Below are 24,705 nucleotides of genomic sequence, written 5' to 3' on the forward strand. Positions count from 1 at the left end.
GGCTGAGCGCATGGACACACTCTCGTCCCTCGAACAAAGTCAGGTCATGTCCCAAGGCCCATTCTCGGAAGCCCGCACCTTCCCCGGCAACCTGCTCAGGCGCTGCCACCAGATCAGCGTGGCGATATTCCTGCGCAAGTGCGAGGCTCTTAGCCTGACGCAGCTGCAATACATCACCCTCTGCGCCCTGGAGGAGCATGGTGCCATCGACCAGATCACCCTGGGTGGCCACACCGCGCTGGACCGCAATACCGTGGCGGTGGTAGTGCGCAAGCTGGAGGAGCGAGGCCTGGTGAACCGCAGCCGCAATCCCGAGGATCGCCGCTCGATGCTGGTGACCCTGACTGACGCAGGGAGACAGCTGCGCCACGCCGCCGAGCACGCGGTGGATGAGGTCCAGGCAGAGCTTCTCGCGCCCCTCGCCGAAGATGATAAGCAGACACTCTGCCGACTACTGCAGACCGTGGCCGACGAGAATAACCACCTGAGCCGAGTGCCAGTTCGCCAGTCGGGATGACTCTGCCACCGCCGTTGGGCCGCTACCGAGCAGCGCCAAGGAACTCAAAAGCGGCGGACCCAGGGGCCGCCGCTTTTGCATGGTGAGTCCGCCAGTCGATCACATCCGACAATCAGCATCTGGCGCTTCGAGCCCCTGGTGGGCGACTTCCACCACCTCGTGGCGGCCGTTACGGATCTCACGCAGGTAGATATTCTGTACCGGGTGGTGAGAGCTGGAAAAGCGGAACGGGCCCCGCGGGCTCCGCAGCTCCACTTCGGCCAATGCATCGATCAGGGCATCGCGATCCATGGTGTCGCCACTCACCACCTCGAGTGCCTGGGCCAGCATGGCACCGGTATCGAAGCCATGTACTGCATAGGCGTCGGGTGTTTCGCCGTAAGCCGCTTCATAGGCCGAAACGAAGGCCCGGTTCTCGTCGCTTTCCAGGGTCTCGGCATAGTGCAGGGTGGTCAGCACCCCCTCACCGGCGCTACCCAGCGCCGCGAGATTGCCTTCGGTCAGGAAGCCTGACCCCAACAGCGGGATACTCTCCTTGAGACCCGCGGCGGAATAGTCGCGCACGAAGCTCACCCCACCGCCCCCGGCGAAGAAGGTATAGACGGCATCCGGCTTGAGGCTGGCGATCTGGGTGAGGTAGCTCTGGAACTCGGTGCTTGGGAAAGGCACCAGGATCTGCTCGATGATCTCGCCACCCTGCTCGGTGAAGGCGTTCTCGAAGGCGGCCAGGTCCTCCTTGCCCCCGGCATAGTCCCAGGTAATGGTCACCACCCGACGATGGCCACGATCGAAAGCTACCTTGCCCATGGGATAAGCGTCCTGCCACATGTTGTGGGAGGTTCGGAAGACATTGGGCATACACAGCTGGTTGGTGGCCGCCTCGAGCCCGGCATTGGGGATCAGGGTGATGGCGCCAGTCTGCTTGGCGACCCGCAGCATTCCCATAGCCACGCCGGAGTGTACGGGTCCGATGACGATGTCGACGCCCTCACCCTTGACCAGTCGACTCATGTTCTGCGGCGCCTTTGACGGGTTGGCCTCGGAATCAAGCTCGACATACTCGACGTCACGCCCGCCCAGTTGGCCGCCCTCCTGCTCGATGGCGAGTTTTAGGCCATTGGTGATGGCCTCGCCCAGCGCGGCATAGGTACCGGTGTAGGGGAGCATCAGGCCCAGTTTCACCGGGTCTGCGTTCTGGGCAAAGCTAGCCTGCCCGGTCAGCAGCAGCCCCGCACCCAAAAGGGAAAACAGCGTCTTGTTGTTGAATGTCTGCACGGTGGTGTCCTTAGCATCTGGGAGAGCTATCAAGATGAAACGAATATCCGTGGCTCAGGCCGGCCTTGCCACTCGAGGCGCAGAGGTGTGGCAACCCCAGCCCAGGTGGCGACGAGCCGCCACGACGTCATCCTCGGGATCGTGGTTCCAGAGCCAATCGAAGCGGGTCTCGAGGTTCTCGATCAGCGTCGCCTCGTCGTCGCCGATACCTTCACCGGCATACTCGTAAACGTTCCCCGCCTCGTGGGAGGTGCGTTGTACCCGGCAGGTGCGCGCATGACGGACCGACTCGAAGGCCGCCAGCACCGACTCGACGCTGTCCCGCGTGCAGGCCTCGTCGCCCAGCAGGCTGGCCAGCACGTAAGCGTCTTCCAGCGCCTGCCCCGCCCCCGCGCCCTGATGGGGCACCAGCGCGTGGGCGGCATCGCCAACAATCAACACCCGGTCGCGATGGTAGCGAGGCAGCTCGGGCAGTTCGTGCAGCGCCCAGCGGGTCGGTTCGGGGATGCACTCGAGGATGGCCTGTGATCCCGCCCCCCAGCCCGCAAAGACCTCCAGCATCTCCTGCTGGGTCACCGCCTGGACCCACTCCTCGCCTTCGGGAAGCGTGGGGTTAGGCGAGGAACGATCGGTGATGAAGGCCACCACGTTGATCAGCTCCGACTGCTTGACCGGGAAGGTGAGGATATGGCGGTCGGGGCCCAGATACATCTGGGGGACCAACGCCAGCCGCCGGTCGGCACCCTTGCCCTCCAGGGCCTCTTCCAGCTGGGCGGTGGGGATCATGCCGCGATAGGCGTAGGTACCGCTCCAGAAGGGAGTGATCTCGCCATGGATCGCGGCGGGCAGCACATGCTCGCGGACCACCGACTTGATACCGTCGAAGCCGATCAGGATATCCGCGGTGAAGGCCGTGCCGTCGGCGAAGTGGGCGGTGGCGCCCTCCCCTTCCTGGGTGACCTCGACACAGCGTTTGCCGAAATGCGCGATCCCCTCCGGCAGGTTGGCGACGATGGCATCCAGGAAGTCCGCCCGATGCACCGAGGACTGCCCGCAGCCGGGCGCCAGGGTGGCGGTCAGGTAGCCGTCATCGCTGCCACGGCGCCACTCGAACCAGACATCCTCGAAGGGGGCCGGCGAGGAATCGGCGATGCGCCGGTAGGCCTCCTCCAGGCCGAGCCGCTGGATGGCGCACACGGCGTTGGGGCCGAAGGAGACGCCGGCGCCGATCTCGGAAAAGCGGGGCGCCGCCTCGAAGAGCTGCACGTCGAGGTCGGGGAAGCGGGACAGGGCCACGGCGAAGGCCACGCCGCCGATGCCGCCGCCGATGATGGCGATGGAGAAGCGAGAATCAGTGGGGGACGCGGTAGTGTGCTGAGGCATGCTGGGCTCTCCGTCGGGGATGCGGTTCTTGTCATGGCATCGGGTGATGGATGCAGGCTAGGGCCCCCTCGTTATTCACACAACGCAACCACTTTTATACATAGAATAAGCAAGCGTAATATCATAGACAATTCAGTCTATTGAGCGAGAAAAGACATGTTGCGGTTGGCGAATATCGACGTGAACCTGCTGGTGGTCTTCGACCTGCTCTATCGCGAGGGCAGTACCCAGCGGGCTGCCGAGCGCTTGGGGGTGACCCAGCCCGCCGTCAGCCACGCCCTCAAGCGCCTGCGCAAGCTGCTCGGTGATGAGCTATTCGAACGCACCTCCAGGGGGCTTTCGCCGACGCCGCGGGCGGACCAGCTTCACCCCGGCATCGCCGATGCGCTGGCCCGGCTGCATGAGACCCTCAACCTGGGCGATGACTTCGAGCCGGCCACCAGCGAGCGAACCTTCCAGCTGGCCATGACCGACATCGGCGAGATCGTCTTCCTGCCGCGGCTGCTGGAACACCTCGCCAGGGAGGCTCCCGGCATCCGGCTCAGCACGGTGCGTAGCCATCAGGAGAACCTGAAGCGCGAGATGGAGGAGGGTCGGATCGATCTGGCCATCGGCCTGATCCCCCAGCTGGGCGCCGGTTTCTACCAGCAGCGGCTCTTCGTGCAACGCTATGTGTGCCTGATGCGCAGGGATCACCCCCTGGCAGGGGGCAGTTTCGAGATGGACGATTTCAGCGCCGCCACCCACGCGGTGGTAGTGGCGAAGGGCACCGGGCACGGCATCGTCGAGGAGCAGCTGGCCCGGGCCGGCATCGAGCGTCCGGTCCGGCTGCAGCTGCCCCACTTTGCCGCGGTGCCCTACATCATCAGCGAGAGCGACCTGGTGGTCACGGTGACCGACAAGTTCGCCGAGGCGACCCGGGAGCGCTTCGGGCTGGCCGTGCAGGAGCACCCCCTGCCCTTTCCCGAGATTCCCATCAACCTGTTCTGGCACCGCCGCTACCACCGCGACGCCGGCAACCGTTGGCTGCGCGGCCTGCTCTTCGCGATGTTCTCCGAATAGCCAGTCCAAATGGAAAGGAGACGACACCTGCCCTGGCAGATGCCGCCTCGTGACGTTCGCAAGGGTGGAATCAGTCGCCGATCTTCAGCACCGGCTTGACGGTGGTGCCGTTCTTCGAGTCCTCGAAGGCCTGGTTGATCTGCTCGGGGTCATAGAACTTCACCAGGCGGTCGAAGGGAAAGCGACCCTCCTTGAAGTAGGCCACCAGTTGCGGGATGAAGACTCGCGGCACCGAGTCGCCCTCGATCACGCCGATCATCGACTTACCCTCGGCCATCAGGTCGTGGTGCACGTCCAGGGTCACCTCGGGGGTGACGCCGACGATCGCCGACACGCCCAGCGGCTTGAGCGCCTGCAGCGACTGGCGCACCACCGCCGGCACCCCGGTGGTTTCCACCGCGTAATGACTGCCGCCGCCGGTGATCTCGCGAACCCGCTCGACGGTGTCCTCTTTCTGGCCGTTGATCGTATGGGTCGCCCCCAGCTCGAGGGCCAGCTCGAGGCGGCTGTCGTGGACGTCCACCGCGATGATCTGGTGGCAGCCGGCGATGCGCGCCGCCATGATGGCGGAGAGCCCCACGGCGCCACAGCCGTAGACCACCAGGCTCGTGCCGAACTCGGGCCGGAGGCGGTTGAGCACGGTGCCGGCACCGGTCTGGATGCCGCAGCCCAGCGGGCCGAGCAGCGCCAGCTCCACCTCGGGGTCCACCTTCACCGCATTGCGGGCGCTGACCACGGCGTGACTGGCGAACGAGGACTGGCCGAAGAAGGTGGCCAGGTCCTCGCCGTCACGGGCCAGGCGGTGGCTGCCGTCATCCATGGCGCCGCCGAAGTTGAGCGCGTTGAAGGTATCGCAGACGGTGGGATGGCCGGTCAGGCAGTGACCGCAACCGCCGCAGTGGGCAAAGGAGAGCACCACGTGGTCGCCCACCTCGAGATCGCCCACTCCCTCGCCGAGGGCCTCCACCACGCCGGCACCCTCGTGGCCCAGCACGATGGGAAAGGGCGCGATGCCCAGGTCCCGGGCCACGGCATCGGTGTGGCACACCCCCGTGGCCACGATGCGCACGCGAATCTCGCCCAGCGCGGGCTCGGCCAGCTCCACCGCCTGCCACTCGAAGTCACGCCCCTGCGCCAGGGTCACGGCCGCTTGAATCTGCATGGGTACTCTCCTTTATCGAATGCCCTTCATCGATGGCCCCGCCCGGCCGGCGGCCGAACGGGGTCGGTAGCGCTCCGGTGATGCCCCCGGCCGCCACCTGGGTGGGCCGCCGGGGAAGGCTCACAGGAACTTGGTGAGCTGCAGGCGGATGGCGTCGCCCTCGCTCTCGAGGCCCTTCAGTCCTCCGCCTTCGGCAGCGTACTCGTGGTAGACGGCGCCCTTGAGTATCACCCCGGCCGTGGGCCAGAGATAGCCCGCCTCGGCGCCGATGGCATGGCGCTCGGCCTTGGCGCGACTCGCCGTACCGTCATCGGCCTCAAGCTGCCAGGCGTCGTAGCCCACCAGCCCCAGCTCCAGCCCGCTTGGCAGACGATGGCCGATGCCCCACTCCAGAAGCCAGCTGTCCCCCGGGGTCACGCCGGTCTCATCCTGCTCGGTCTTGATCTCGTAGCGCGACAACCCCGACACGTTCCAGGTCTTGTCGGCATCGAGGTGCCACATTCCCCCCAGGGTGAGCATGGTGGTGCCGTAGCCCTTGCCCACCGAGGCCGGGTTCGCCGGGTCGAAATCGGCGGTATCGAACCAGTGACCGGCGGCGAAAGTCGCATCCCACTGCTCGCCGTGCCAGCCCAGGATCACCGGGCCGACGAAGACGTCGCCGAGGCCGTCGTCGTCGAAACCCTGCCGACCGGCCGGCGTCTGCAGGTCGAGTTCGGTATCGAGCATCGGGATGATCGCCTCCACGCCGTAGTCGGCACCGAGAAAGGTCTTGCCGGTCATCCAGATGAAACGATGGGCCAGGGCGTTGACCGAGCCGCTGTTGCTGCCCGGTGCGGCATCACCGTTCGCATCACGGAAGTCGTCGATGTCGTAGTGCATCAGGTAGGCACGGTAGTAGAGGCCCTCGGGGGGCGCGGCGGCGGCGCCCAGCCCCTCGATGCCTGGTACATAGTGGCCATTGACGGCGAGTGCCGGGGTGGAGGCCAGGCCAGCGACCAGCAAGGCCGCCAGCCGGATGCCATGATTGCCGAATTCAGGAGTGAAGGTCATGCGTGCTGTCTCTGTTGTTGGAATGTGTTGGCATGGCCCACCGCCCGCGTGGTGCGGACGGCAGGCGTGACGTCGGATTCGACTCAGAAGGGATAACCACGGGGCGTGTGCTGCACGCTGACCCAGTGATCGGTGGTGAACTCCTCGATCGCCCAGTCGCCGTTGAAGCGACCCAGGCCGGAGTTCTTCTCGCCGCCGAAGGGCACATGGGCCTCGTCGTTGACCGGCATGTCGTTCACATGGGTCATGCCGGCCTTGATGCCCTGGGCGAAGCGCACGCCGCGCGCCAAGTCACCGCTGAACACGGCGCTGGAGAGGCCATACTCGGTGCCATTGGCAAGTTCCAGGGCATGGGCCTCGTCGCGGGCCTTCTGGATGCCCACCAGCGGGCCGAAGATCTCCTCGCGGCTGATCTCCATCTCCGCGCTGACGTTGCCGAACACATGGGGCGGTACCAACTGCCCCTGGATCTCACCCTCCAGCAGCACGCTCGCGCCTTCACTCTTGGCGGTGGCGATCTTCGCCTCCAGCCCCTCGCGCTGCTTGGCGTTGATCACCGGCCCGACCACGGTGGCCATGTCGTCGGGGTCGCCCACCTTGAGCCCCTTTACCTTCTGCACGAAACGCTCGGCAAACTCATCGTAGCGCGAGGCGTCGACGATGATGCGGTTCACTGCCATGCAGATCTGGCCCTGGTGAAGGAACTTGCCCATGGCCGCGGCGTTCACCGCCTGGTCGAGGTCGGCGTCGTCCAGCACCACGAAGGGGCTGTTGCCACCCAACTCCAGGGAGACCTTCTTGATATGCTCACCGCCGCTGCAGATGCCGCCGATGCGACGCCCCACCTGGGTGGAACCGGTGAACGAGATCATGCGGGGCACGCGGTGCTCGACGAAGGCATCGCCGATCTCGCTGCCGGCGCCTACCACCACGCTGAGCAGCCCCTCGGGCAGGCCGGCCTCCTCGAAGATCCTGGCCAGCAGCAGGCCGCCGGTGACCGGGGTGTCGCTGGCCGGCTTGACCACCACGGCGTTGCCCAGCGCCAGCGCCGGGGCGATGGAGCGCTGGGAGAGGTGCAGCGGGAAGTTCCAGGGGCTGATCACCCCCACCACGCCCAGTGGCTTGCGATAGACGCGGTTCTCCTTGCCCGGCACGTTGGAGGCGAGCGTCATGCCATGCACACGCCCCGGCATGCTGGCGGCCTCCAGCGTGATGCCACGGGCAGCACCCCACTCGACGTTGGCCTTGAGGCGGGTGCTGCCCGACTCGCGGATCAGCCAGTCGATGATCTCCTCCTTGCGGGCATCGAAGATCGCCACCACTCGCTGCAGCACGGCGCTGCGCTGGGCCGGCGGGGTCGCCGCCCACTCGGCCTGGGCCTGCTCGGCCGCCAGGAAGGCGGCATCCAGGTCGCTGCGATCCGCCAGGCGGATATCGAGCAGGGCGCTACCGTCATAGGGGTTGGTCACCGCAGTGGTGCGTTCGCTTGAGCCCTCGCGCCACTCGCCGGCAATCGGCTGGAGGTGGAAATCGCGATATGCAGTACTCATGGGTCACTCTCCTCTGAAAACTCGCGCGCCAGGGTTACTGACGAATACCCGACTTGCCGGGTGACAGGATGCCATTGGGGTCGAGCGCGTTCTTCAGCGTCTTGTGCACCTCGCGCAGCGGTTCGCCAAAGGTGCCGGCGACCTGCTCCATGAACTCGGTGTTGGTGCGGTAGAGGCCGTAGCCGCGCTTGGCAAACTCGTCGATCAGCTCGGCGAAGCAGTCGTGGGCACGCTGGGTCTCCTCCGGATCCTGGCGGTTGTAGAGCAGGTCGATGACGTGGTGCATGTCGCGCCAGCCGACGATGTACTCCGCCACATAGTCGAAGCCGTACTTGCCGAGGATCTGCTGGGCCAGCTCGGTCTGGTCCTTGGTCTCGCTACCCTTGGCCTGGGAGACCGGGGCGAACCACATGGAGCCACCGCCCCCACGCCAGTTGTAGAGGCCGAACTCCTGAAGATTCATGTCGCCCTTCATCAGTGCCGAGCGATACTCGAAGCCGCCGCCGCGCTTCTCGGCCTCCTCGCCGTGCATGATCTTCGCCTTGCCGCTGGCGCCGAAGGCCTGCTCGACGATCTTCCAGTTGACCTCGATCTGTTCCGGGGTGCCGTAGAGGGCCGCATAGACGTTCCACTCGCCGATACCCTCGTCGGCCTTGATGCGCTCGATGGCCTCGCGCGGGATGGAGTCACTGCCCTCGTAGTAGTCCTTGCGCACCACATGGGTACCGGCATCCCACAGGGTGTGCACGATCACCACGGCATTGGGGATGATCTGGGCGATGCGCAGCGGCCGCAGCACATCGACGATCTCCTCGATGTCCTCGGGGTCCTGGTACTGGATGATGAAGGGACGATAGGCCGGCGGCTCCGGCATCAACCAAAGCCCCATCTTGGTGACGATGCCGTAGTTGGACTGGGTGAAGAGGCCGTCGATATAGGGACCGTAACCCCACTTGAAGACCTGCCAGGAGCTGGAGTTCTCTATGCCCCCCATGCCGGTGCGAATCACCTCGCCGTTGGCCAGCACCACCTCCATGCCGCACTGGAACATGAAGTGCTCGCCATAGGGGGTGTAGCCCACGCCGCGGTCCAGGGTATTGCCCACCGGGCCGGCAATCGCCGAGGGCGCCGGCGGGTCGAGCCACAGCTTGAGGTCGTGCTCCTTGATGTAGTCGTAGAGCTGCTGGTAGGTCACCCCGGGCTCCAGCAGCGCCGTGCAGACGTCCGGGTCCACATCGAGAATCCGATTCATGCGGTGCAGGTCGAGCATCACCTGGCCGGTCTCCCCCGGGGCGGCGGAGCCGTAGCCCAGGTTCTTGCCGGTGGAGATGGTCCAGATCGGCACCTTGTACTGGTTGCAGGTGCGCACGATCTCCTGCACCTGCTCGGTGGTCGTCGGCAGCAGGGCCGCGGAAGGGATGTAGTCCGCGTCGTCACCGGCCATCATGATCTTGCTATAGGCCGCCAGTTGGTCGCTCTCGGTGAGGACGCTATCGGCCCCGAGGATCTCGCGAAAACGCACGAGGGCCGCGTCGAAGTCTGCCTCGGACACGCCCTTGGGAAGAATGCGCTGTGTGGTACTCATGGAGTCGGTCTCTCGATTGTTGTGTTCAGGGGCTTACAGCCGAACCAGGAAGCTCAGTTCGGTGGCGCGGGTGGCCTCGCCGGCGGGACGCCTGGCCTGCCGGGAGTGGCGGCCATGGCCGTCCGCCAGCGCCAGTCGGGCATATTCGCGCCCCAGCGCGGCCTGCCAGCTGCCGGTCTCCACCGCCAGCGGCGCCGCGAGCGGGCCACGATGGCTCAGCAGCCGGTGGCGTCCCGCCTCATGGCGACCCAGCGCCAGCACGCGGCCGCGCCCAGCCAGCAGGCTGGTGAGCAGCACCAGGCCCGCCTCGTCGGTAAAACCAGTCGCCAGGGTGCCGGCAGGCAGGGCATTGAGCGCCAGGGGATCGAGGCGACCCTCATAGCGCGGCGCCCAGCCCTGCTGACGCAGCCCCAGCCCCAGTTCGGTGGTCGATCGGTCGGCGCCATAGAGGCGGATCTCGCCCCGTGCCGGGGCATCGCTCATTCCCGCCTGGCTTGCCCAGGCGGCGCCTATGGCGAAAGGTGACGCGGCCCCCACTAGCAGGCCGTTCCTGAGCAGCTGTCGACGTGTCAGGTTCATGGCGTCACTCCTCACTGTTCGAGGCGTCAGCGACTGGCGCGTCGTCCAGCTCACCGCTGACCAGGGCCTGGATCAGGGCCTCCAGCTCGGGATCACTGATCTTGGCCGCGCGGAAGGCCGGCATGGCGGCTCGGCCATGGCGCACCGTGTTGCGAATGTAGTTGCCGCGGGCCTCCCAGGCCGCCTCGGGGAAGGCGATGGTGATCTCGGGCCCGACCGCCTTGTCCGGGGCGTGGCAATGAGCACAGACCTGCCGATAGGCCTCGCTGGGCTCGCGGGCTTCCGAGGCATGGGCCACCGGAGGCAACAGGAGGGCACCGGCCAGGGCAAGAGCCCCGAGGGTACGTGAGGGGAGGTGCCGGGAAGGCACCGTTGTTGTGTTTTGCATGGTCAATGTCACCCGTCTCGTCGTCATGGGCTGGTCGGCGCAGGGCCGGCGACACTCTCTTAGACTTTAGTATAATCAAGAGGTTAACACCGGACTCCTGGCCTACTTACCCATCAAGAAACGTGCCGGAATTTGAAAAAGCTAGATATTCAAGGCACTAGGCAGATTCCTGAAGCCCAGCGTTCGTGATACGAACTCGCGTTCGCTAAAATCGATTAATCCTTTCATCACTCCTGCGCAAATCATCATTCGCGGCGTCGCCTCCAGATGCAGCATGGGTGATATCCTGATGCCGCGCCTTGTTGACGAGCCTTCCATGCCTTCCAGCACTCCCCAATATCCCAGCGCCCGCGACCTGATGGATGCCCTGCGCTTCCTCCCGGAGGAGGGCCAGGTGTGGCTGGGTGAGCAGCGCATGCTGCTGATGTCGATTCAGGCATCGGCCTTCTTCCGCAACGAGCTGGTCACCACCCTGGGGATGGAGCGGGCCCGCGGCGTCTTCATTCGCCTGGGCTACTACTCGGGCCTGCAGGATGCCGAGCTTGGCGAGTCCCTGCGCGGCGAACGGCTGGGGCTGCGCGACAGCTTCCTGGCCGGCCCCCAGCTGCACGCCCTGCTGGGGCACGTCAAGGCGATCCCCGGAGCGCTCGAGATCGACCTGGAGCATGACCACTTCTACAGCGAGTTCGTCTGGCAGGGCTCCTTCGAGGTCGAGGTCTGGCGCACCCGCGGCGTGCAGAGCGCGCCGGTGTGCTGGACCCTGCTGGGCTATGCCTCCGGTTACGCCACCCAGCTGCTGGGGCGCGAGGTGCAGTATCGGGAGGTGGAGTGCCTGGGCTGTGGCGACGCCCACTGCCGGATCATCGGCAGGCTGGCCGAGGAGTGGCCCGACCATGCGGCCTTCTCCGCCATCCTGCGCGAGGCCCCGCTGATCGATGAGCTCTACGAGCTGCAGGCCAGGGTGGCGACCCTGGAGGGTGACCTGGCACGCCGCGCCCAGGACGATGACTGGGGTCCCATCGGCAGCGCCCCCGCCTTCCGCGAGATGCTGGCCATGCTGGACAGCGCCGCCGCCTCCGAGGTGCCGGTGCTGCTGCTCGGCGAGACCGGCACCGGCAAGGAGGTCCTCGCCCGCCGCCTGCATGAGCGCAGCGAGCGCGCCGCGGGGCCCTTCGTGGCGGTCAACTGCGCCGCCATCCCGCCGGAGCTGATCGAATCGGAGCTGTTCGGTGTCGAGAAGGGCGCCTATACCGGCGCGATGCAGTCACGCCTCGGGCGCTTCGAGCGCGCCCACGGCGGCACCCTGTTTCTCGACGAGCTCGCCGAGCTCTCGCCGCGTGCTCAGGCCGCCCTGCTGCGTGCCCTGCAGGAGCACCAGATCGAGCGGGTCGGCGGCCAGGGAGTGAAGGACGTGGATGTGCGAGTGGTAGCGGCGACCCACGCCGACCTGCTCCAGCGCGTCGAGGAGGGCCTCTTTCGCCGCGACCTCTTCTTCCGCCTCAACGCCTTCACACTCACGGTGCCGCCCCTGCGTGAGCGTCACGAGGATATTTCCGACCTGGCCGAACACTTCCTCGCCCGCTGCGAGCACCACTACCAGCGTCGCACCCTGGGCTTCTCCGACCAGGCTCGCGCGGCCATCATCCAGTACGCCTGGCCCGGCAACGTGCGCGAGTTGAAGAACTGTATCGAGCGCGGCGTCATCCTCACAGACGACCAGAAGCACATCACTGAGCGGGCACTGTTCGGCGACTACCGGGTTCCCACGCTGCAGCGGGAGAAGGGTCAGGGGCTGGATGAACGTGGCCGGCTCTCGGCGTTGGCAGGCGCCTCGTCCATGGAGCTCACGCCCCGCCGACATATCCAGGCACTGTTCGATGCCGGATTGACGCTGGAGGATATCGAGAGGGAGATGCTGGTGGCGGCCCAGGCCGAGAGCGGGGGTAACATTGCTGCTGCCGCCCGCCGGCTGGGCATGACGCGCCCCGCCTACGCCTATCGGCTGAAGAAGTTCGAGCTGCGCTGATGGCGGGCGCCGGGTCGGCGCCCGCCGGAATGAGGTTCGGGATCAGGCGGGCTGGCCGAGGCCCAGGATCTCGCGGGCCTGCTGCCAGGTCGCCACCGGACGCTCATACTTCTCGCACAGCGCCACGGCGCGCTCCACCAGGGCCGCGTTGGAGGGCGCCAGGGTGTCGCGATCCAGGCGCACGTTGTCCTCGAGGCCGGTGCGGGTATGGCCGCCGGCGGCGATGGACCACTCGTTGAGCTTGAGCTGGTTGGAGCCGACACCGGCGCCGCACCACTGGGCATCCGGCGCCAGGCGCTTGAGGGTCTCGATGTAGAAATCGAAGGTCGGCTTGTCGGCCGGCATGGCGTTCTTCACGCCCATCACGAACTGCACGTAGAGCGGGGCCTTGAGCTTGCCCTGCTGCGACAGGTTGACCGCCTGATGGATGTGCGACAGGTCGAAGGCCTCGATCTCGGGCTTGATGTCGTACTTGAGCATCTCCCCGGCCAGCCAGTCGACCAGTTGGGGCGAGTTCTCGTAGACGCGGTTAGGGAAGTTGTTGGAGCCCACCGAAAGGCTGGCCATATCGGGCTTGAGCGGCAGCATGCCGCCGCGCTCCTCGCCGGCCCCGGAGCGGCCGCCGGTGGAGAGCTGCACGATCATCCCGGGGCAGTGCTTGTTCAGCCCTTCCAGCAGGCGGCCGAACTTTTCCGGGTCGGAGCTTGGCGTCTGGTCGTCATTACGCACGTGGCAGTGGGCAATGGTGGCACCCGCCTCGAAGGCCGCCTGGGTGCTCTCGATCTGCTCCTCGACGGTGATCGGCACGGCCGGGTTGTTTTCCTTGCGCGGCAGGCTGCCGGTGATGGCGACACAGATGATGCAGGGGTTGGACATGGTGACCTCTCGTGATACCGCAACGGTACAGTGGCTCATTATCATCAGGGGGCGTCTCCCCCGTGGCGTGTGCTCGGCGTCATCAACGCCGAACGCCGCCCCGGGGGGACGGCGCGAATGACCGGAGCCCTGGAGGCCAGGGCGCCCGATCAGAAATCGAAGAAGACCGTCTCACCCTCGCCCTGCAGGCGAATATCGAGGCGATAGCGCACCTTGCCATCGACCTCCTCGCGCCTGGCGATCAGCGTCTGGCGGCGCGTCGGTGACTCGATGCGGGAGAGCACCGGACAGGCGGCATTGGCCTTGGCCTCATCCTCGAAGTAGAGGCGAGTCTGCAGGTGGATATTGATGCCGCGGGCGAAGATCGACAGATTGATATGCGGCGCCTGGACCTGACCGCTGGCGTGGGCCACCGAACCCGGCTTGACGGTCTTGAGGGTCCACTCGCTGCCGTGGTCGAAGGTAGTGGCGGTGCGCCCGAAGCTGTTGAAGGGCTTCTCGAGGTCGAACTCTTGCTGATACTCGCCGTTGGCATCGGCCTGCCAGGCCTCGATAAAGGCATCGCGGACCAGGTCGCCGTTGCCGTCGATCACGGTGCCGACCACCTCGATATGCTCGCCCTCGGCCCCGGGACGAGCCATCTCGTTCCAGATCTCCTCGTCCCGGGTCGGGTTGCCGGCGGCGGCCAGCGCCAGGCCAATATGCACATAAGGCCCGGCGGTCTGGGAAGCGGTCTCACGCAGCAGCAGTTCGCTGGTGGGTCGGGAATTCGGCTGGTTCATCTCGTCATCTCTCTCGCTGGTTCTCGAACCCATCACTGGTTTTCAAAAAAGGTCTGCAGTTCGCCACGCACCACCAGGTCGAAGCGATAGGCCAGGCAGTCCATGGGCTTGCTGCGGGCCATGTCCAGGCGACCGATCATGGTCTCCACGGCCTCGGGATCCTTGAGGGTGTGGACGATGGGACACAGCGGAATCAGCGGGTCCCCCTCGAAGTACATCTGGGTGATCAAGCGAGTAGAGATCGACGGCCCCATCACCGACACGTGGATATGGGAGGGCCGCCAGCTATTGGGATCGTTGGGCCAGGGGTAGGGGCCCGGCTTGATGGTACGGAAGCGGTACCATCCCTGATCGTCGGTCAGGCAGCGACCAACGCCACCGAAGTTGGGGTCCAGGGGGGCCAGGTAGTTGTCGTTCCTGTGGCGATAGCGGCCGCCGGCGTTGGCCTGCCACATCTCCACCAGGGTGTGGGGCACCGGCTTGCCAAACTGGTCGACCACGCGGCCGAACATGATGATGCGCTCCCCCTGGGGCAAGCCCTGGCCCTGCTCCTGGCGAAAGTTGAGCAGCAGGTCGTTATCGTGGGGGCCCATCCGCAGATGCCGGAAGTCGGGACCGGAAAGCTCCGAGGCCGTGGGCTTCTGCATGCTGACCAGCGCCTGCTGCGGTGAGCGGGCGACGGAGGTCTTGTAGCCAGGAGCATAGGCCGGCGGATGCCAGTTGCGGTCGCGCGCGACGAATCGCTTGTTGTATTGCATTTCGATCCTCTCTACCTAGGAGATTTCATTGACCCGGATCAGTCTGGCGCTATTCATCTGGCCTGCCAATTGACGCCTCGGCCCCCACTTATAACCCAGAGGTTATGTGGCGCTCGCCACCATCCCCCGCAGCGTCTCACAGAAGGTCTCGAGGGCCACGGAAGGCGCCAGGCTGGTGTTGGTGCAGAGCCCCACCGAGCCGCCCTGCTGCTCCAGTGAGAGCGCCAGTTCGGCTAGCCTGTCCAGGCGCACCGCCTCCCGCGCGGCCTCCTCGGGCGCCACCCAGACGGCATCACTCACCTGAACGTAGCGCCGGCTGAGCGGTAGCGATAGTGTCTCGAGCTGGCGAGCGGGCAGCTCAAGGCCATGGCGCACGAAGAAGCTGTCCACCTGCTGGCGCAGCGTGGTCTGAGGGGGCGGCAGCACCCAAGGGAAACGCATCAGCTGATGTGGCTCCAGTTGCGCCTCCCCGGCCAACGGGTGGCCGCTGCGAACGACCAGAATCAGCCGCTCATAGAAGAGGTGCTCGAAGGAGAGGTCGAGGATCTCACGCGCCTCGGTCATGCGCCCCACCACCAGATCCAGCTCGCCACGCCGCAACCGTGAGAGCAGGAAGGCACTGGGGCCGGTGACCACGTTGACGCCACACTCCCCCTCCATGCCCTCCTGCCAGCGCAATATCGCCTCCGGCAGCAGCCGGCTCTCCACCGTGGAGAGGGCCCCGACGCGCAGCCAGCAGCCATTGGTTCGCCCCTCGCCGACGGCGCCGATGCCCTCCTCCAAGGCACGCAGTGCCGGACCGGCATGACGCAGCAGGGTCAGGCCGGCCTGGGTCAGGGAGACCCCCCGGGGCGTGCGTTCGAATAGGCTGGTGCCGATGGTCTCCTCGAGCTCCCGGATGGTCTTGGAGATGCCCGGCTGAGTGATCGACATCCGCTCGGCAGCCCGGACGAAGCTGCGCTGGCGGGCCACCTCCAGAAAGGCCTGGAGGTGGCGAAGCTTGATTCGCGCGTTGATCATTCAGGCCTCCTCCCGAGGGGCGTCGAGCATGCCGGCAACTGAGCGACGCTACTCGCCCCAGCCCAGCTCCTTGGCCAGCGCGAAGGCATGGTTGGCCGCCGGCACGCCGCCGTAGATGGCCACATGCATCAGCACCTGGCGAAGCTCCGCTTCGGTCAGGCCGATACGCTTGGCCGTCTTGAGGTGCAGGGTCAGCTCCTCACGACCCAGGGCGGCCAGGATGCCGGTGGTGATCATGCTCCGCTCACGGCGGGTCAGGTCCGCGTTGCTCCACAGCTCGCCCCAGGCCAGGCGGGTGATCATCTGCTGGAAGGGGGCATCCAGGGAGGTGGCGCCCTCGGTGGAGCGCGCCACATGGGCCTCGCCCAGCACCTGCTTGCGGGTCGCAAGGCCGGTGGCGTAGTCCACGCCGTTGGCCCCCACATCGCCCAGATCCACCGCCATCACCGCCAGCAGCTTCGCGGCGAACAGCCCCGGCACCTCCACGGAGGGGACGTGGCCGACGCCCTCGAGGATCTCCAGGGGGGCACCGTCGAGCTCACCGGCCAGGGCCTCGAGGGTCGACGGCGGCGTCGCCAGGTCCTCGCTGCCACCCAACAACTGCACCTTGACAGCCTTGCCGGCGAGCTTGCCATCGAAGGTGTCGCGTCCCAGCATCTCGCACAGCAGCGCATAGGAGTCGTCGTCGCCGCGGCCCATCTGGGTGCACCAACCCGCCTTGAGGGCCGGCTCGGCCTCGAAGCAGGCGGGGGCGAACCAGCGCGGCACGATCTCCTCGGACATCGCCGCCAGGCCCTCCTGGCGCACGCGCCCGGCGCGGGTGTTCCACAGCTCGGGATTGCCGATCACCGCTCCGGTATTGGTCAGGGTGGCGGTGTACAGGCGCTCGGCGTGCTCGCTGATCAGCGCCTGGCCGACCACGCCGCCGATGGAGGTACCGGCGAAGTGGAAGCGCTCGGCACCGGCGTGGTCGACCAGCGCCAGGGCCTCGGCGGCCAGGGCGGCCGGGGTGATGAGGCCATCGCCCCAGGCCTGGCTGGCGCCGTGGCCGGGCAGGTCCCAGGTCAGCACGCGGTAGCGCGGCAGCAGCGCCGGCAGCACGTCGTCCCACACCGCCTGGCTCATGCCCAGCGGATGCGCCAGCACCACCAGAGGGTTAGCCGCCGCGCCCAGCAGGCGATAGGCGACACTGCGCCCGTTGATAGTCAGAAATGCCATCTAAAGCCTCCATAGGAGAAAGGACTGCAGGAGGGCGACGCTGCCGCGCGACTGGAGGTCGAGGGCTTCGGCGAGAGCTCTGGGCGCCTGACGCTGCCAGTCTCGACCTAGCCCCCCTCCTGCAAGAATCGGGTTACCTATAAATGGCGGACCAGGCCAGATCGCGCTTCCTGCTGGCAACTGCTCCCTAAAAGTTCGAATGACGAACTTTGTTTTGTGATGCGAACAAACTACTCCCACCCTCGCCCAGCGTCAAATCACCGACGCGCGAAAACACCGAGAGGAAGGCGCAGCCTTCCTCTCGGGTCGAGCGAGATGCCTTCCGAAACAAGTCGTTAATGGGAGAGAAGCCACTGTATGGCGCGCGCCACCTGGGCACGACTACTACCAATGTATAATGCCGGTTCCGTGGCCTCCGCCAGGCTCTCGGCATTCAACCTACCCTGCACCTCGGGGTGGGCCTCGAGGGCCGCGGCGTAGGAGCCCCCCCGTTGGCGCACCGTCTCGGCGGCCTCGGCGCTGATCCGCTTCGCGGCATCGGTGCCGAGGATCGGCGCCAGCAGCTTGGCCACCGGCTCGGCCATGATGCCGCCGCCGGTGGCGGCCAGGTTGCGCCGCATCGCCTCGGGGTGCACCTCCAGCCCCTCGAGCAGCACTGCGGTCTGCGCAAGCGCCCCCTCCAGCAGCAGGGCGCTGTCGATCAAGGGCGCCCACTCCGCGTGCCATTCGCCCAGTCCGCGCTCCAGCGGTTGGGCGGCGGCGTTGAGCAGTACCGTAGTATGGCCGTGTACCTGGCGGGCGGCGCCGCGGATCAGCGCGCAGCGCACCGGATTGCGCTTGTGGGGCATCGAGGAGGATTCACCCATGCCGGGGGCCGAGGGCTCGGCCACCTCGCCGAGCTCCGTCTGGGTCAGCAGGGATACGTCAAGCGCCAGCTTCTCGGCGCCGCCGGCGACGGCATCCAGGGCCGTGGCCAGGGCATGGATCGGCTGGCGGTCGGTATGCCAGGGCAGCACCGGAGTGCTCAGCTCCAGGCGTTGGGCCAGGCCATCCATGAAGTCGAGCCCCGCTTCATCCCAGCCCGAGTGCACCCCCACGGCGCCACCGAACTGAACCGGCAATTCGACTCCGGCCAGGCGGCGGCGCGCCTGCTCCAGGCCGATAGCCCAGTGGGCGACCTTGACCCCGAAGGTGATGGGCAGCGCCTGTTGCATCAGGGTGCGTCCCACCATCACCGTGCCGGCATGGGCCTCCATCAGCGTGATGGCGGCAGCGCGGCAGCGCACCAGCAGGAGATCCAGTGCCGCCAGGCGGGGCTTCAGCAGCAGCATCAATGCCGAGTCCACCACGTCCTGGCTGGTGGCGCCCTGGTGGAAGTAACGCTTGAGCTCATCGGGCAACGCCGCCCGCGCCTGCTTGACGAAGGGTATGGCGGCGTTGCCGCCGCTGGCGATGCCCGCGGCGATGGCCTCCACGTCGAAGGCATGCGCGGCAAGGATATCGCGCATCTGACGACTGCCGCCGGCGGGCACGACCCCGCACGCCTCCTGGACCTCCGCCAGGCCCAGCTCGAAGGTCAACATGGCCTGGACCATGCGCTCTGACGTGGTCTCGGCGAGTGCCGTCTGGCTCATGAAGGGATGCTGTAGCAAGGAAGCAGGCATGGTGGTCTCCCGGTTTCAGTGGTCTGCAAGCTGGGCCAACCGACGAAAGCCCAATGCCGTACAAGTGTTCGCAATTCGAACGCTATGCTAGATTGGAGACTCACCCATGAGCAACTCAGCAAGTCCCATGATGAAACGCCAATGACACCAGAGGAAGAGGTTCTCAGCCCCGACGACCGTGATTTCGTCACCGCCCTGGCCAGCGGACTGGAGGTGATCCTGGCCTTCGACGCGGCGCATCCGCGGATGACGCTCAGCGAGGTCGCAGCCCGTACCGGCATGAACCGGGCCCGCGCCCGGCGCTTCCTGCTGACCCTTCATGCCCTGGGCTATGTGCGCAAGCAGCAGCGCGTCTTCGAGCTGGCCCCCAAGGTGCTGCAGCTCGGTTATGCCTTCCTGTCCAGCAACAACTACCGCAGCGTGATCCAGCAGATCCTGGAAGATATCACCCGGCAGTGCGGCGAGTCCTCATCGCTGGGCGTCCTCGACGGCGAGGACGTGACCTACGTGGCCCGCTCTTCCTCACGCCACCGGCTGATGGCCATCACCCTGTCGGTGGGTACCCGGCTACCGGCGGCCCATACCTCCATGGGCCGCGTCCTGCTCGCCCAGTTGCCGGATGCGGAGCTGGACGCCTGGCTGGAGCGGACGGTGCTGCAGCAACATACCGACAAGACCATCGTCGACAAGGGCGAGCTAAGGAAATGCATCCTCAAGGTGCGCCAGCAAGGCTATGCCATCGCCGACCAGGAACTCGACTCCGGACTGCGCTCCATCGCGGTTCCCGCCTTCGATGCCAACGGCCACCTGCTGGGTGCCATCAACATCAGCACCAACGCCGCGCGAATCGGCCACGAGACCCTGATCGGGGAGTACTTGCCGTTGCTGCTGCAGAAGGCCCGCGAGATCCGCACTACCATCAGCTAATCACGCCAAGGAAAGCCTCGTGCTGGAGATACTATCGATCACGCTACCGATCTTCCTGCTGATCGGTGCCGGCTTCCTGGCGGCGCTTTCCGGACTGGTGAGTCGCGACAATATGCAGGGCATCGCGACCTTCGTGATGTACTTCGCTCTGCCCTCACTGCTGATCCGCGCCTTGACCGCCACCCCGCTCGAAGAAGCCCTGAATGTCGGCTACCTGCTGGCCTACGGCCTGGGCTCGGCGGTGGTCTTCGCCGTGGGACTTACCCTCTCGCACCGGCGTGGCCACTCCCTGGACGCCGCTGCCATCCATGCCCTGGGCATGTCGGCGGCCAACAGCGGCTTTATCGGCTATCCGGTGGCGGTGATGGTCATCGGGGCACCGGCGGCGATCTTCATGGCTCTGAACATGGTCGTGGAGACCATGCTGATCATCCCCGTGGCGCTAACCCTGGCCGAGGCCAGTCGCCACAATGGCGGTGGGCTTTCCCGGATCGTTCGCAAGACTTTCGCCAGGCTCTCCCGCAACCCGGTGCTGGTCGGCCTGCTGTGCGGCGTGATACTGGCCCTGACCGGCTGGCAACTCCCCGGCCCCCTGAGCCGGTCCATCGACATGCTTGCCGAGGCCGCCGGGCCGGCCGCACTGTTCACCATCGGGGGAATGCTGCATGGACTCAAGATACGCGGCATGGCGGCCGACATGGGACAGGTCGTGATCGGCAAGCTGTTACTCCACCCCCTGGCGGTGCTGATCTTCTTCCTGCTGCTGCCCTCCCCGGACCCCCTGATGATCGCCGCCGGCCTGCTGTTCGCCTGTGCGCCGATGATCAGCGTCTACCCGCTGTTCGGCAAGCAGTTCGACCAGGGCGACACCAGCGCCGCGGCACTGATGATCGGTACACTGGCCTCCTTCCTCACCATCAGCCTGATGATCTGGCTGCTGACCCTGTTCGGCCTGCTGCCGCTCTAGGCGGCCTGCATTACCGCCTCCAGGGCGGCGCGGTAGCCCTGGCTGCCCAGGCCGGCGATCACCCCGTCGGCGCGTAGCGAGACATAGGAGTGGTGACGGAAGCCCTCACGCTTGTGCACGTTGGAGAGATGCACCTCGATGACCCGGCCATCGAAGGCGTTGAGGGCATCGAGGATCGCCACCGAGGTGTGGGTGTAGGCCGCCGGATTGATGATGATCGCCGCGGTGCCATCCAGTCGCGCTGCATGGATCAGGTCGATCAACTCCCCCTCGTGGTTGCTCTGTCGGCAGCGAACCTCCCAGCCCCCCAGCGCCGCCTGCTCGAACAGCGCGTTATCGATGTCCTCCAGGCTCTCGTAGCCGTAGATCTCCGGCTGGCGGGTGCCCAGCAGGTTGAGGTTGGGGCCGTGCAGTACCAGTACCTTGTTCATTGGGACTCCTTGGGCAATCGATCCTGTCCGTTACTGTCTGTTGCCGGCTCCAGCAGCCGCTGCCACGCCTCGCTGACCACCCGGCGATGCTCCTGGAAGGCCTCGTCGCGGCCGCGGGCCGGCTCGCGGGTCAGCGAGGCGCGGTGGGCGGCGCTGCGCAGCGCCAGATAGGCCTCGCGCAGGCGCTGGCACTCCCGGGCCGGCAGCCGTTCGGTGGCCTCCAGGGTCTCGAGGATCCGCATATTGTCGCTGTAGGCCAGCAGCTCCGGGGTCTCATGACCCATGGCCAGCACGGCAAACTGGCACAAGAACTCGAGGTCGACCATGCCGCCGGGGTCGTGCTTGAGGTCGAACTCCCCCTCCCCGCTCTTGCCCGCCAGGTGGTCGCGCATCTTGTGGCGCATCTTCACCACCTCCCCGCGCAGTGCCTCGACATCGCGCGCACGGCCGAGGACCTCGCGACGCACGCCATCGAAGCCCTCGGTCAGCCGCGGATGCCCCGCCACCACTCGGGCACGCACCAGCGCCTGGTGCTCCCAGGTCCAGGCCTCGCGGCGCTGGTAGTCGGCGTAGGCGTTGAGCGAGGTGACCAGCAGCCCGGAATTGCCCGAGGGGCGCAGCCGCATGTCAACTTCGTAGAGGGTCCCGGCCGGCGTTACCGCGGTGAGCAGGTGAATGATGCGCTGACCCAGGCGGGTATAGAAGACAGCGTTATCCAGCACTCGCTTGCCGTCGGTCTCGCCTTGAGTGGCGCCGTCATGAATGAACACCAGGTCGAGATCGGAGCCGTAGCCAAGTTCGATGCCGCCCAGCTTACCGTAGCCCACGATGAGGAAGGCGGGCTCGGCGTCGGCGCGCCCCCCGCCGGCCAGTTCGGGGAAGCCGTGCTTGCGGGTCAGGTGCTTCCAGGCCATGGTCAGTACCGCCTCGAGGATCACCTCGGCGATATAGGTAAGGTAGTCGCTCACCTTCATCAGGTGGCGAGTGCCGGCGACATCCGAAGCCGCCACGTGCAGCGTCTGGGCGTGCTTGAAGATCCGCAGGGCCTCGAGCTGGGCCTCCTCGTCCTCCTCGGGAATCCGCGCCAGGACCTGGCGGAGCTCATCGGCGAGCCGCGACTTGTCGGCAGGCGAGTAGAGGGTCTCGGGGGTCAGCAACTCATCGAGCAGGATCGGGTTGCGCGCCATGTGTTCGGCGATCCAGGGGCTCGCCGCACACAGCGTCATCAGGTGCCCCAGGGCATCGGGATTCTCGCGCAGCAGCGCCAGATAGGCGGTGCGCCGCAGCACCGACTCGATCAGCGGCAGTACGCGCTCCAGGGCAGTATCGGGGGTATCGCTCGCCGCGACGGCATCGAGCAGCAGCGGCAACAGGGCCTCCAGGCGCTCGAAGCCGATCCGTTGCATGCCCTGCACCTGGCGGGAGTGATGGAACGCCGCGAGCCGACGGGCCGCGGCGGCGGGGTCGACGAAGCCGGCGTCGCCCAACAGTGTCACGCCCTCCTCTTCGTCGAGCTCGCCTCGCCACAGCGCCCGCCACTGCTCCAGGGGAATGCCGCCGGCGGTCGCCTCGGCGACCTCCTCCGACTCCTCCTCGGGATCGGCGATCACCGCATCGAAATGGCGGCGCACCCGGGTGCGAACCTCGTCGAGCCGTGCCATCAGTGCCGGCCAGCCCTCCATGCCCAGCGCCAGGGACACCCGCTCACGGTCGAGGTCGTCAGCGGGCAGGCTCTGGGTCTGGCGATCCTCCAGGGCCTGCAGGGCGTGCTCCAGGTCGCGCAGGAAGACGTAGTCGGGCAACAACTCCTCGACCACCTCGGCGGGCAGCAGCCCCAGCTCGGGCAGGCGTTCCAGGGCGCTCTTCAGCGAGGTCACCTGCAACTCGGTGTCGCGACCACCGCGGATCAACTGAAAGGCCTGGACCACGAACTCCACCTCACGGATACCGCCGGGGCCGAGCTTGATATTGCCCTCCATGCCCTTGCGGCGCACCTCGCGATTGATCATGCCCTTGAGTTCGCGCAGCGACTCGATGGCACCGAAGTCGAGGTACTTGCGATAGACGAAGGGGCGCAGCCCGGCCAACAACTCGGCACCGGCATCCAGGTCGCCGGCCACCGGGCGCGCCTTGAGCATGGCATAGCGCTCCCACTCGCGCCCCTGGTCCTGATAGTAGCCCGAGAGCGAGTTGAAGCTCCCGACCAGGGGCCCCCCGTCGCCAAGCGGGCGCAGGCGCATGTCGACGCGAAAGGCGAAGCCGTCGGCGGTGACCGCATCCAGGGCAGCGATCAGCCGCTGCCCCAGCTTGGTGAAGTACTCCTGGTGCTCGAGGGACTTGCGCCCCCCCGTGGTCTCGCCGTTCTCGGGAAAGGCGAAGATCAGGTCGATATCTGAGGAGAGGTTGAGCTCGCCGGCGCCGAGCTTGCCCATGCCCAGCACCACCAGGCGCTGTTCGCTGCCATCGCGGCGCAGAGCGGGACGCCCCCAGCGGGGCTCGAGGAAGTGCTCCAGCCAGGCGAGCGCCGCTTCCAGGCAGGTCTCGGCCAGCCGCGATACCGCCGCCGCAGTGGCCCACATGTCGATGCCCTCGGGGCGGGTCAGGTCGCGCCATGCGATGCCGACCATGCGTGCGCGCCGGAAACGCCGAATGGCGGCGTGCATGGCCGCCTCGTCCTCGGCCTCCTCGAGGCGTTCGGCGAGCCAGCCCCGCAGGACCTCGGCCTCCGGGGCGGCGTCCAGCTCACCATTGGCGTCCAGGTGCAGGAGCCAGTCGGGGTAGCGCACCAGGGTCTCGGCCACGAAATCCGATATGGCCAGCACCCGGGCCAACTGCTCGCGACGCGGCTCGGCGAGTCCCAGCCAGTCCTCCAGGGGAGAGTCGCGGTCGGTCATCTCCGCCATACTCTCGGCCTGGCCCAGCGCTTCGGCCAGCCGCACCCGGGTTCGCTCCAGCGGCGCCTTGAGGACGGCGGGAATATCGATCAACGGCAGGAAGTCATCAGGCAGGGGCATGGGCGCCTCGCATCCGAATTGGCGAATACGCCCAGCATAGTGAAGGGGCCCCCTGCTGGCACCCGTCACGGCAACGTATCAGCCGAAGAACTTCTGTCCCAGCAGCAGCAGCCAGGTCAGGCCGGCCAGCAGCAGCGACGCCATGACCGCGGCGGAACCGAGGTCCTTGGCACGCCCGGAGAGCTCGTGGTGCTCGGGGCCGATACGGTCCACGACACTTTCGATGGCGCTGTTGAGAAGCTCCACGATCAGTACGATCGCGCAGCTGCCAAGCAGCAGGAGCCACTCCACCGGCCCATCACCGACCCACCAGACCAGTGGCAGCAGCAGCAGGCAGAGAGTCAACTCCTGTCGAAATGCCGACTCGTGGCGCCAGGCGGCCTTCAGCCCCATCCACGAGTATCGGGTGGAGTGCATCAGGTGACGCCAGCCGGTGTGTCCAGGTTTCATCGTCGATTCCTTGGGGTATTG

Annotated in this window: 22 protein-coding genes; 5 read left to right on the forward strand and 17 right to left on the reverse strand. The window is 66.6% G+C overall.

Translation table 11 applies throughout. The annotated features are described in order from the left end of the window. Positions 1 to 46: 46 nt before the first annotated feature. Entirely contained in the window at positions 47 to 517 is a 471-nt protein-coding gene (locus NFH66_RS13875) for a MarR family winged helix-turn-helix transcriptional regulator (protein ID WP_349610797.1), read from the forward strand. 99 nt (positions 518 to 616) lie between these two features. Here NFH66_RS13875 and NFH66_RS13880 read toward each other — a convergent pair whose 3' ends face one another. Then, positions 617 to 1,792, reverse strand: coding sequence for an ABC transporter substrate-binding protein (locus tag NFH66_RS13880; protein ID WP_349610798.1), 1,176 nt, complete (start codon positions 1,790 to 1,792; stop codon positions 617 to 619). A 54-nt stretch (positions 1,793 to 1,846) separates the two neighbouring features. After that, positions 1,847 to 3,175 carry a salicylate 1-monooxygenase gene (gene salA / locus NFH66_RS13885; RefSeq protein WP_349610799.1) on the reverse strand — a complete coding sequence of 443 codons (1,329 nt, stop codon included), beginning with the start codon at positions 3,173 to 3,175 and terminating at the stop codon, positions 1,847 to 1,849. 156 nt (positions 3,176 to 3,331) lie between these two features. On the opposite strand from salA, the gene NFH66_RS13890 reads away from it, so the two are divergent. Continuing rightward, positions 3,332 to 4,237, forward strand: a complete 906-nt coding sequence (locus NFH66_RS13890; protein WP_349610800.1) for a LysR family transcriptional regulator — start codon at positions 3,332 to 3,334, stop codon at positions 4,235 to 4,237. A 70-nt stretch (positions 4,238 to 4,307) separates the two neighbouring features. Here the strand turns inward: NFH66_RS13890 and NFH66_RS13895 are convergent, their stop codons facing one another. From NFH66_RS13895 to NFH66_RS13920, 6 genes are all read right to left on the reverse strand, one after another. After that, a complete protein-coding gene (locus NFH66_RS13895) occupies positions 4,308 to 5,399 on the reverse strand; it encodes an NAD(P)-dependent alcohol dehydrogenase (RefSeq protein ID WP_349610801.1) in 1,092 nt (363 codons plus the stop codon). A gap of 120 nt (positions 5,400 to 5,519) precedes the next feature. Then, positions 5,520 to 6,449 carry a SphA family protein gene (locus tag NFH66_RS13900; protein ID WP_349610802.1) on the reverse strand — a complete coding sequence of 310 codons (930 nt, stop codon included), beginning with the start codon at positions 6,447 to 6,449 and terminating at the stop codon, positions 5,520 to 5,522. A gap of 83 nt (positions 6,450 to 6,532) precedes the next feature. Beyond that, complete coding sequence (locus tag NFH66_RS13905; RefSeq protein WP_349610803.1) at positions 6,533 to 7,999, reverse strand: aldehyde dehydrogenase family protein; 1,467 nt, start codon at positions 7,997 to 7,999, stop codon at positions 6,533 to 6,535. A 34-nt stretch (positions 8,000 to 8,033) separates the two neighbouring features. Further along, positions 8,034 to 9,584: an FAD-binding oxidoreductase gene (locus NFH66_RS13910; RefSeq protein WP_349610804.1), complete on the reverse strand. Its 1,551-nt coding sequence runs from the start codon at positions 9,582 to 9,584 to the stop codon at positions 8,034 to 8,036. 33 nt (positions 9,585 to 9,617) lie between these two features. After that, positions 9,618 to 10,163: a hypothetical protein gene (locus tag NFH66_RS13915; RefSeq protein ID WP_349610805.1), complete on the reverse strand. Its 546-nt coding sequence runs from the start codon at positions 10,161 to 10,163 to the stop codon at positions 9,618 to 9,620. A gap of 4 nt (positions 10,164 to 10,167) precedes the next feature. After that, the gene (locus tag NFH66_RS13920) at positions 10,168 to 10,551 is read right to left on the reverse strand and encodes a c-type cytochrome (protein ID WP_349610806.1); all 384 of its coding nucleotides are present in this window, start codon (positions 10,549 to 10,551) and stop codon (positions 10,168 to 10,170) included. Between the two features lie 316 nt (positions 10,552 to 10,867). On the opposite strand from NFH66_RS13920, the gene NFH66_RS13925 reads away from it, so the two are divergent. Then, entirely contained in the window at positions 10,868 to 12,577 is a 1,710-nt protein-coding gene (locus NFH66_RS13925) for a sigma 54-interacting transcriptional regulator (RefSeq protein ID WP_349610807.1), read from the forward strand. 42 nt (positions 12,578 to 12,619) lie between these two features. Here NFH66_RS13925 and NFH66_RS13930 read toward each other — a convergent pair whose 3' ends face one another. The 6 genes from NFH66_RS13930 to NFH66_RS13955 form a co-directional block, all read right to left on the reverse strand. Continuing rightward, entirely contained in the window at positions 12,620 to 13,453 is an 834-nt protein-coding gene (locus tag NFH66_RS13930; RefSeq protein ID WP_349610808.1) for a 3-oxoadipate:acetyl-CoA acetyltransferase, read from the reverse strand. 149 nt (positions 13,454 to 13,602) lie between these two features. Further along, complete coding sequence (gene pcaG / locus NFH66_RS13935; RefSeq protein WP_349610809.1) at positions 13,603 to 14,235, reverse strand: protocatechuate 3,4-dioxygenase subunit alpha; 633 nt, start codon at positions 14,233 to 14,235, stop codon at positions 13,603 to 13,605. A gap of 32 nt (positions 14,236 to 14,267) precedes the next feature. After that, positions 14,268 to 14,993 (reverse strand): protocatechuate 3,4-dioxygenase subunit beta, encoded by a 726-nt coding sequence (pcaH, locus tag NFH66_RS13940; protein ID WP_502878652.1) that lies wholly within the window; start codon positions 14,991 to 14,993, stop codon positions 14,268 to 14,270. A gap of 102 nt (positions 14,994 to 15,095) precedes the next feature. Continuing rightward, positions 15,096 to 16,013, reverse strand: a complete 918-nt coding sequence (gene pcaQ / locus NFH66_RS13945; protein WP_349610810.1) for a pca operon transcription factor PcaQ — start codon at positions 16,011 to 16,013, stop codon at positions 15,096 to 15,098. A gap of 48 nt (positions 16,014 to 16,061) precedes the next feature. Next, positions 16,062 to 17,231, reverse strand: coding sequence for an alpha/beta fold hydrolase (locus NFH66_RS13950; protein ID WP_349610811.1), 1,170 nt, complete (start codon positions 17,229 to 17,231; stop codon positions 16,062 to 16,064). Positions 17,232 to 17,566: 335 nt separating this feature from the next. Beyond that, positions 17,567 to 18,895, reverse strand: a complete 1,329-nt coding sequence (locus tag NFH66_RS13955; protein ID WP_349610812.1) for a class-II fumarase/aspartase family protein — start codon at positions 18,893 to 18,895, stop codon at positions 17,567 to 17,569. Positions 18,896 to 19,036: 141 nt separating this feature from the next. Between NFH66_RS13955 and NFH66_RS13960 the strand changes: the two genes are divergently transcribed. Together NFH66_RS13960 and NFH66_RS13965 are read left to right on the forward strand one after the other, a co-directional pair. Beyond that, on the forward strand, positions 19,037 to 19,822 hold the full coding sequence (locus NFH66_RS13960; RefSeq protein WP_349610813.1) for an IclR family transcriptional regulator domain-containing protein: 786 nt from the start codon (positions 19,037 to 19,039) through the stop codon (positions 19,820 to 19,822). A 19-nt stretch (positions 19,823 to 19,841) separates the two neighbouring features. Continuing rightward, complete coding sequence (locus tag NFH66_RS13965; protein ID WP_349610814.1) at positions 19,842 to 20,789, forward strand: AEC family transporter; 948 nt, start codon at positions 19,842 to 19,844, stop codon at positions 20,787 to 20,789. Here the strand turns inward: NFH66_RS13965 and aroQ are convergent. From aroQ to NFH66_RS13980, 3 genes are all read right to left on the reverse strand, one after another. After that, positions 20,786 to 21,220, reverse strand: a complete 435-nt coding sequence (gene aroQ / locus NFH66_RS13970) for a type II 3-dehydroquinate dehydratase (protein ID WP_349610815.1) — start codon at positions 21,218 to 21,220, stop codon at positions 20,786 to 20,788. The genes NFH66_RS13965 and aroQ overlap by 4 nt on opposite strands. Further along, on the reverse strand, positions 21,217 to 24,234 hold the full coding sequence (gene glnE / locus NFH66_RS13975) for a bifunctional [glutamate--ammonia ligase]-adenylyl-L-tyrosine phosphorylase/[glutamate--ammonia-ligase] adenylyltransferase (protein WP_349610816.1): 3,018 nt from the start codon (positions 24,232 to 24,234) through the stop codon (positions 21,217 to 21,219). Before glnE ends, aroQ begins: the two co-directional genes overlap by 4 nt. Positions 24,235 to 24,312: 78 nt before the next feature. Continuing rightward, entirely contained in the window at positions 24,313 to 24,684 is a 372-nt protein-coding gene (locus NFH66_RS13980; RefSeq protein WP_349610817.1) for a diacylglycerol kinase, read from the reverse strand. Positions 24,685 to 24,705 lie beyond the last annotated feature (21 nt).

Source organism: Halomonas sp. H10-9-1, assembly GCF_040147005.1.
Taxonomy (GTDB): domain Bacteria; phylum Pseudomonadota; class Gammaproteobacteria; order Pseudomonadales; family Halomonadaceae; genus Halomonas.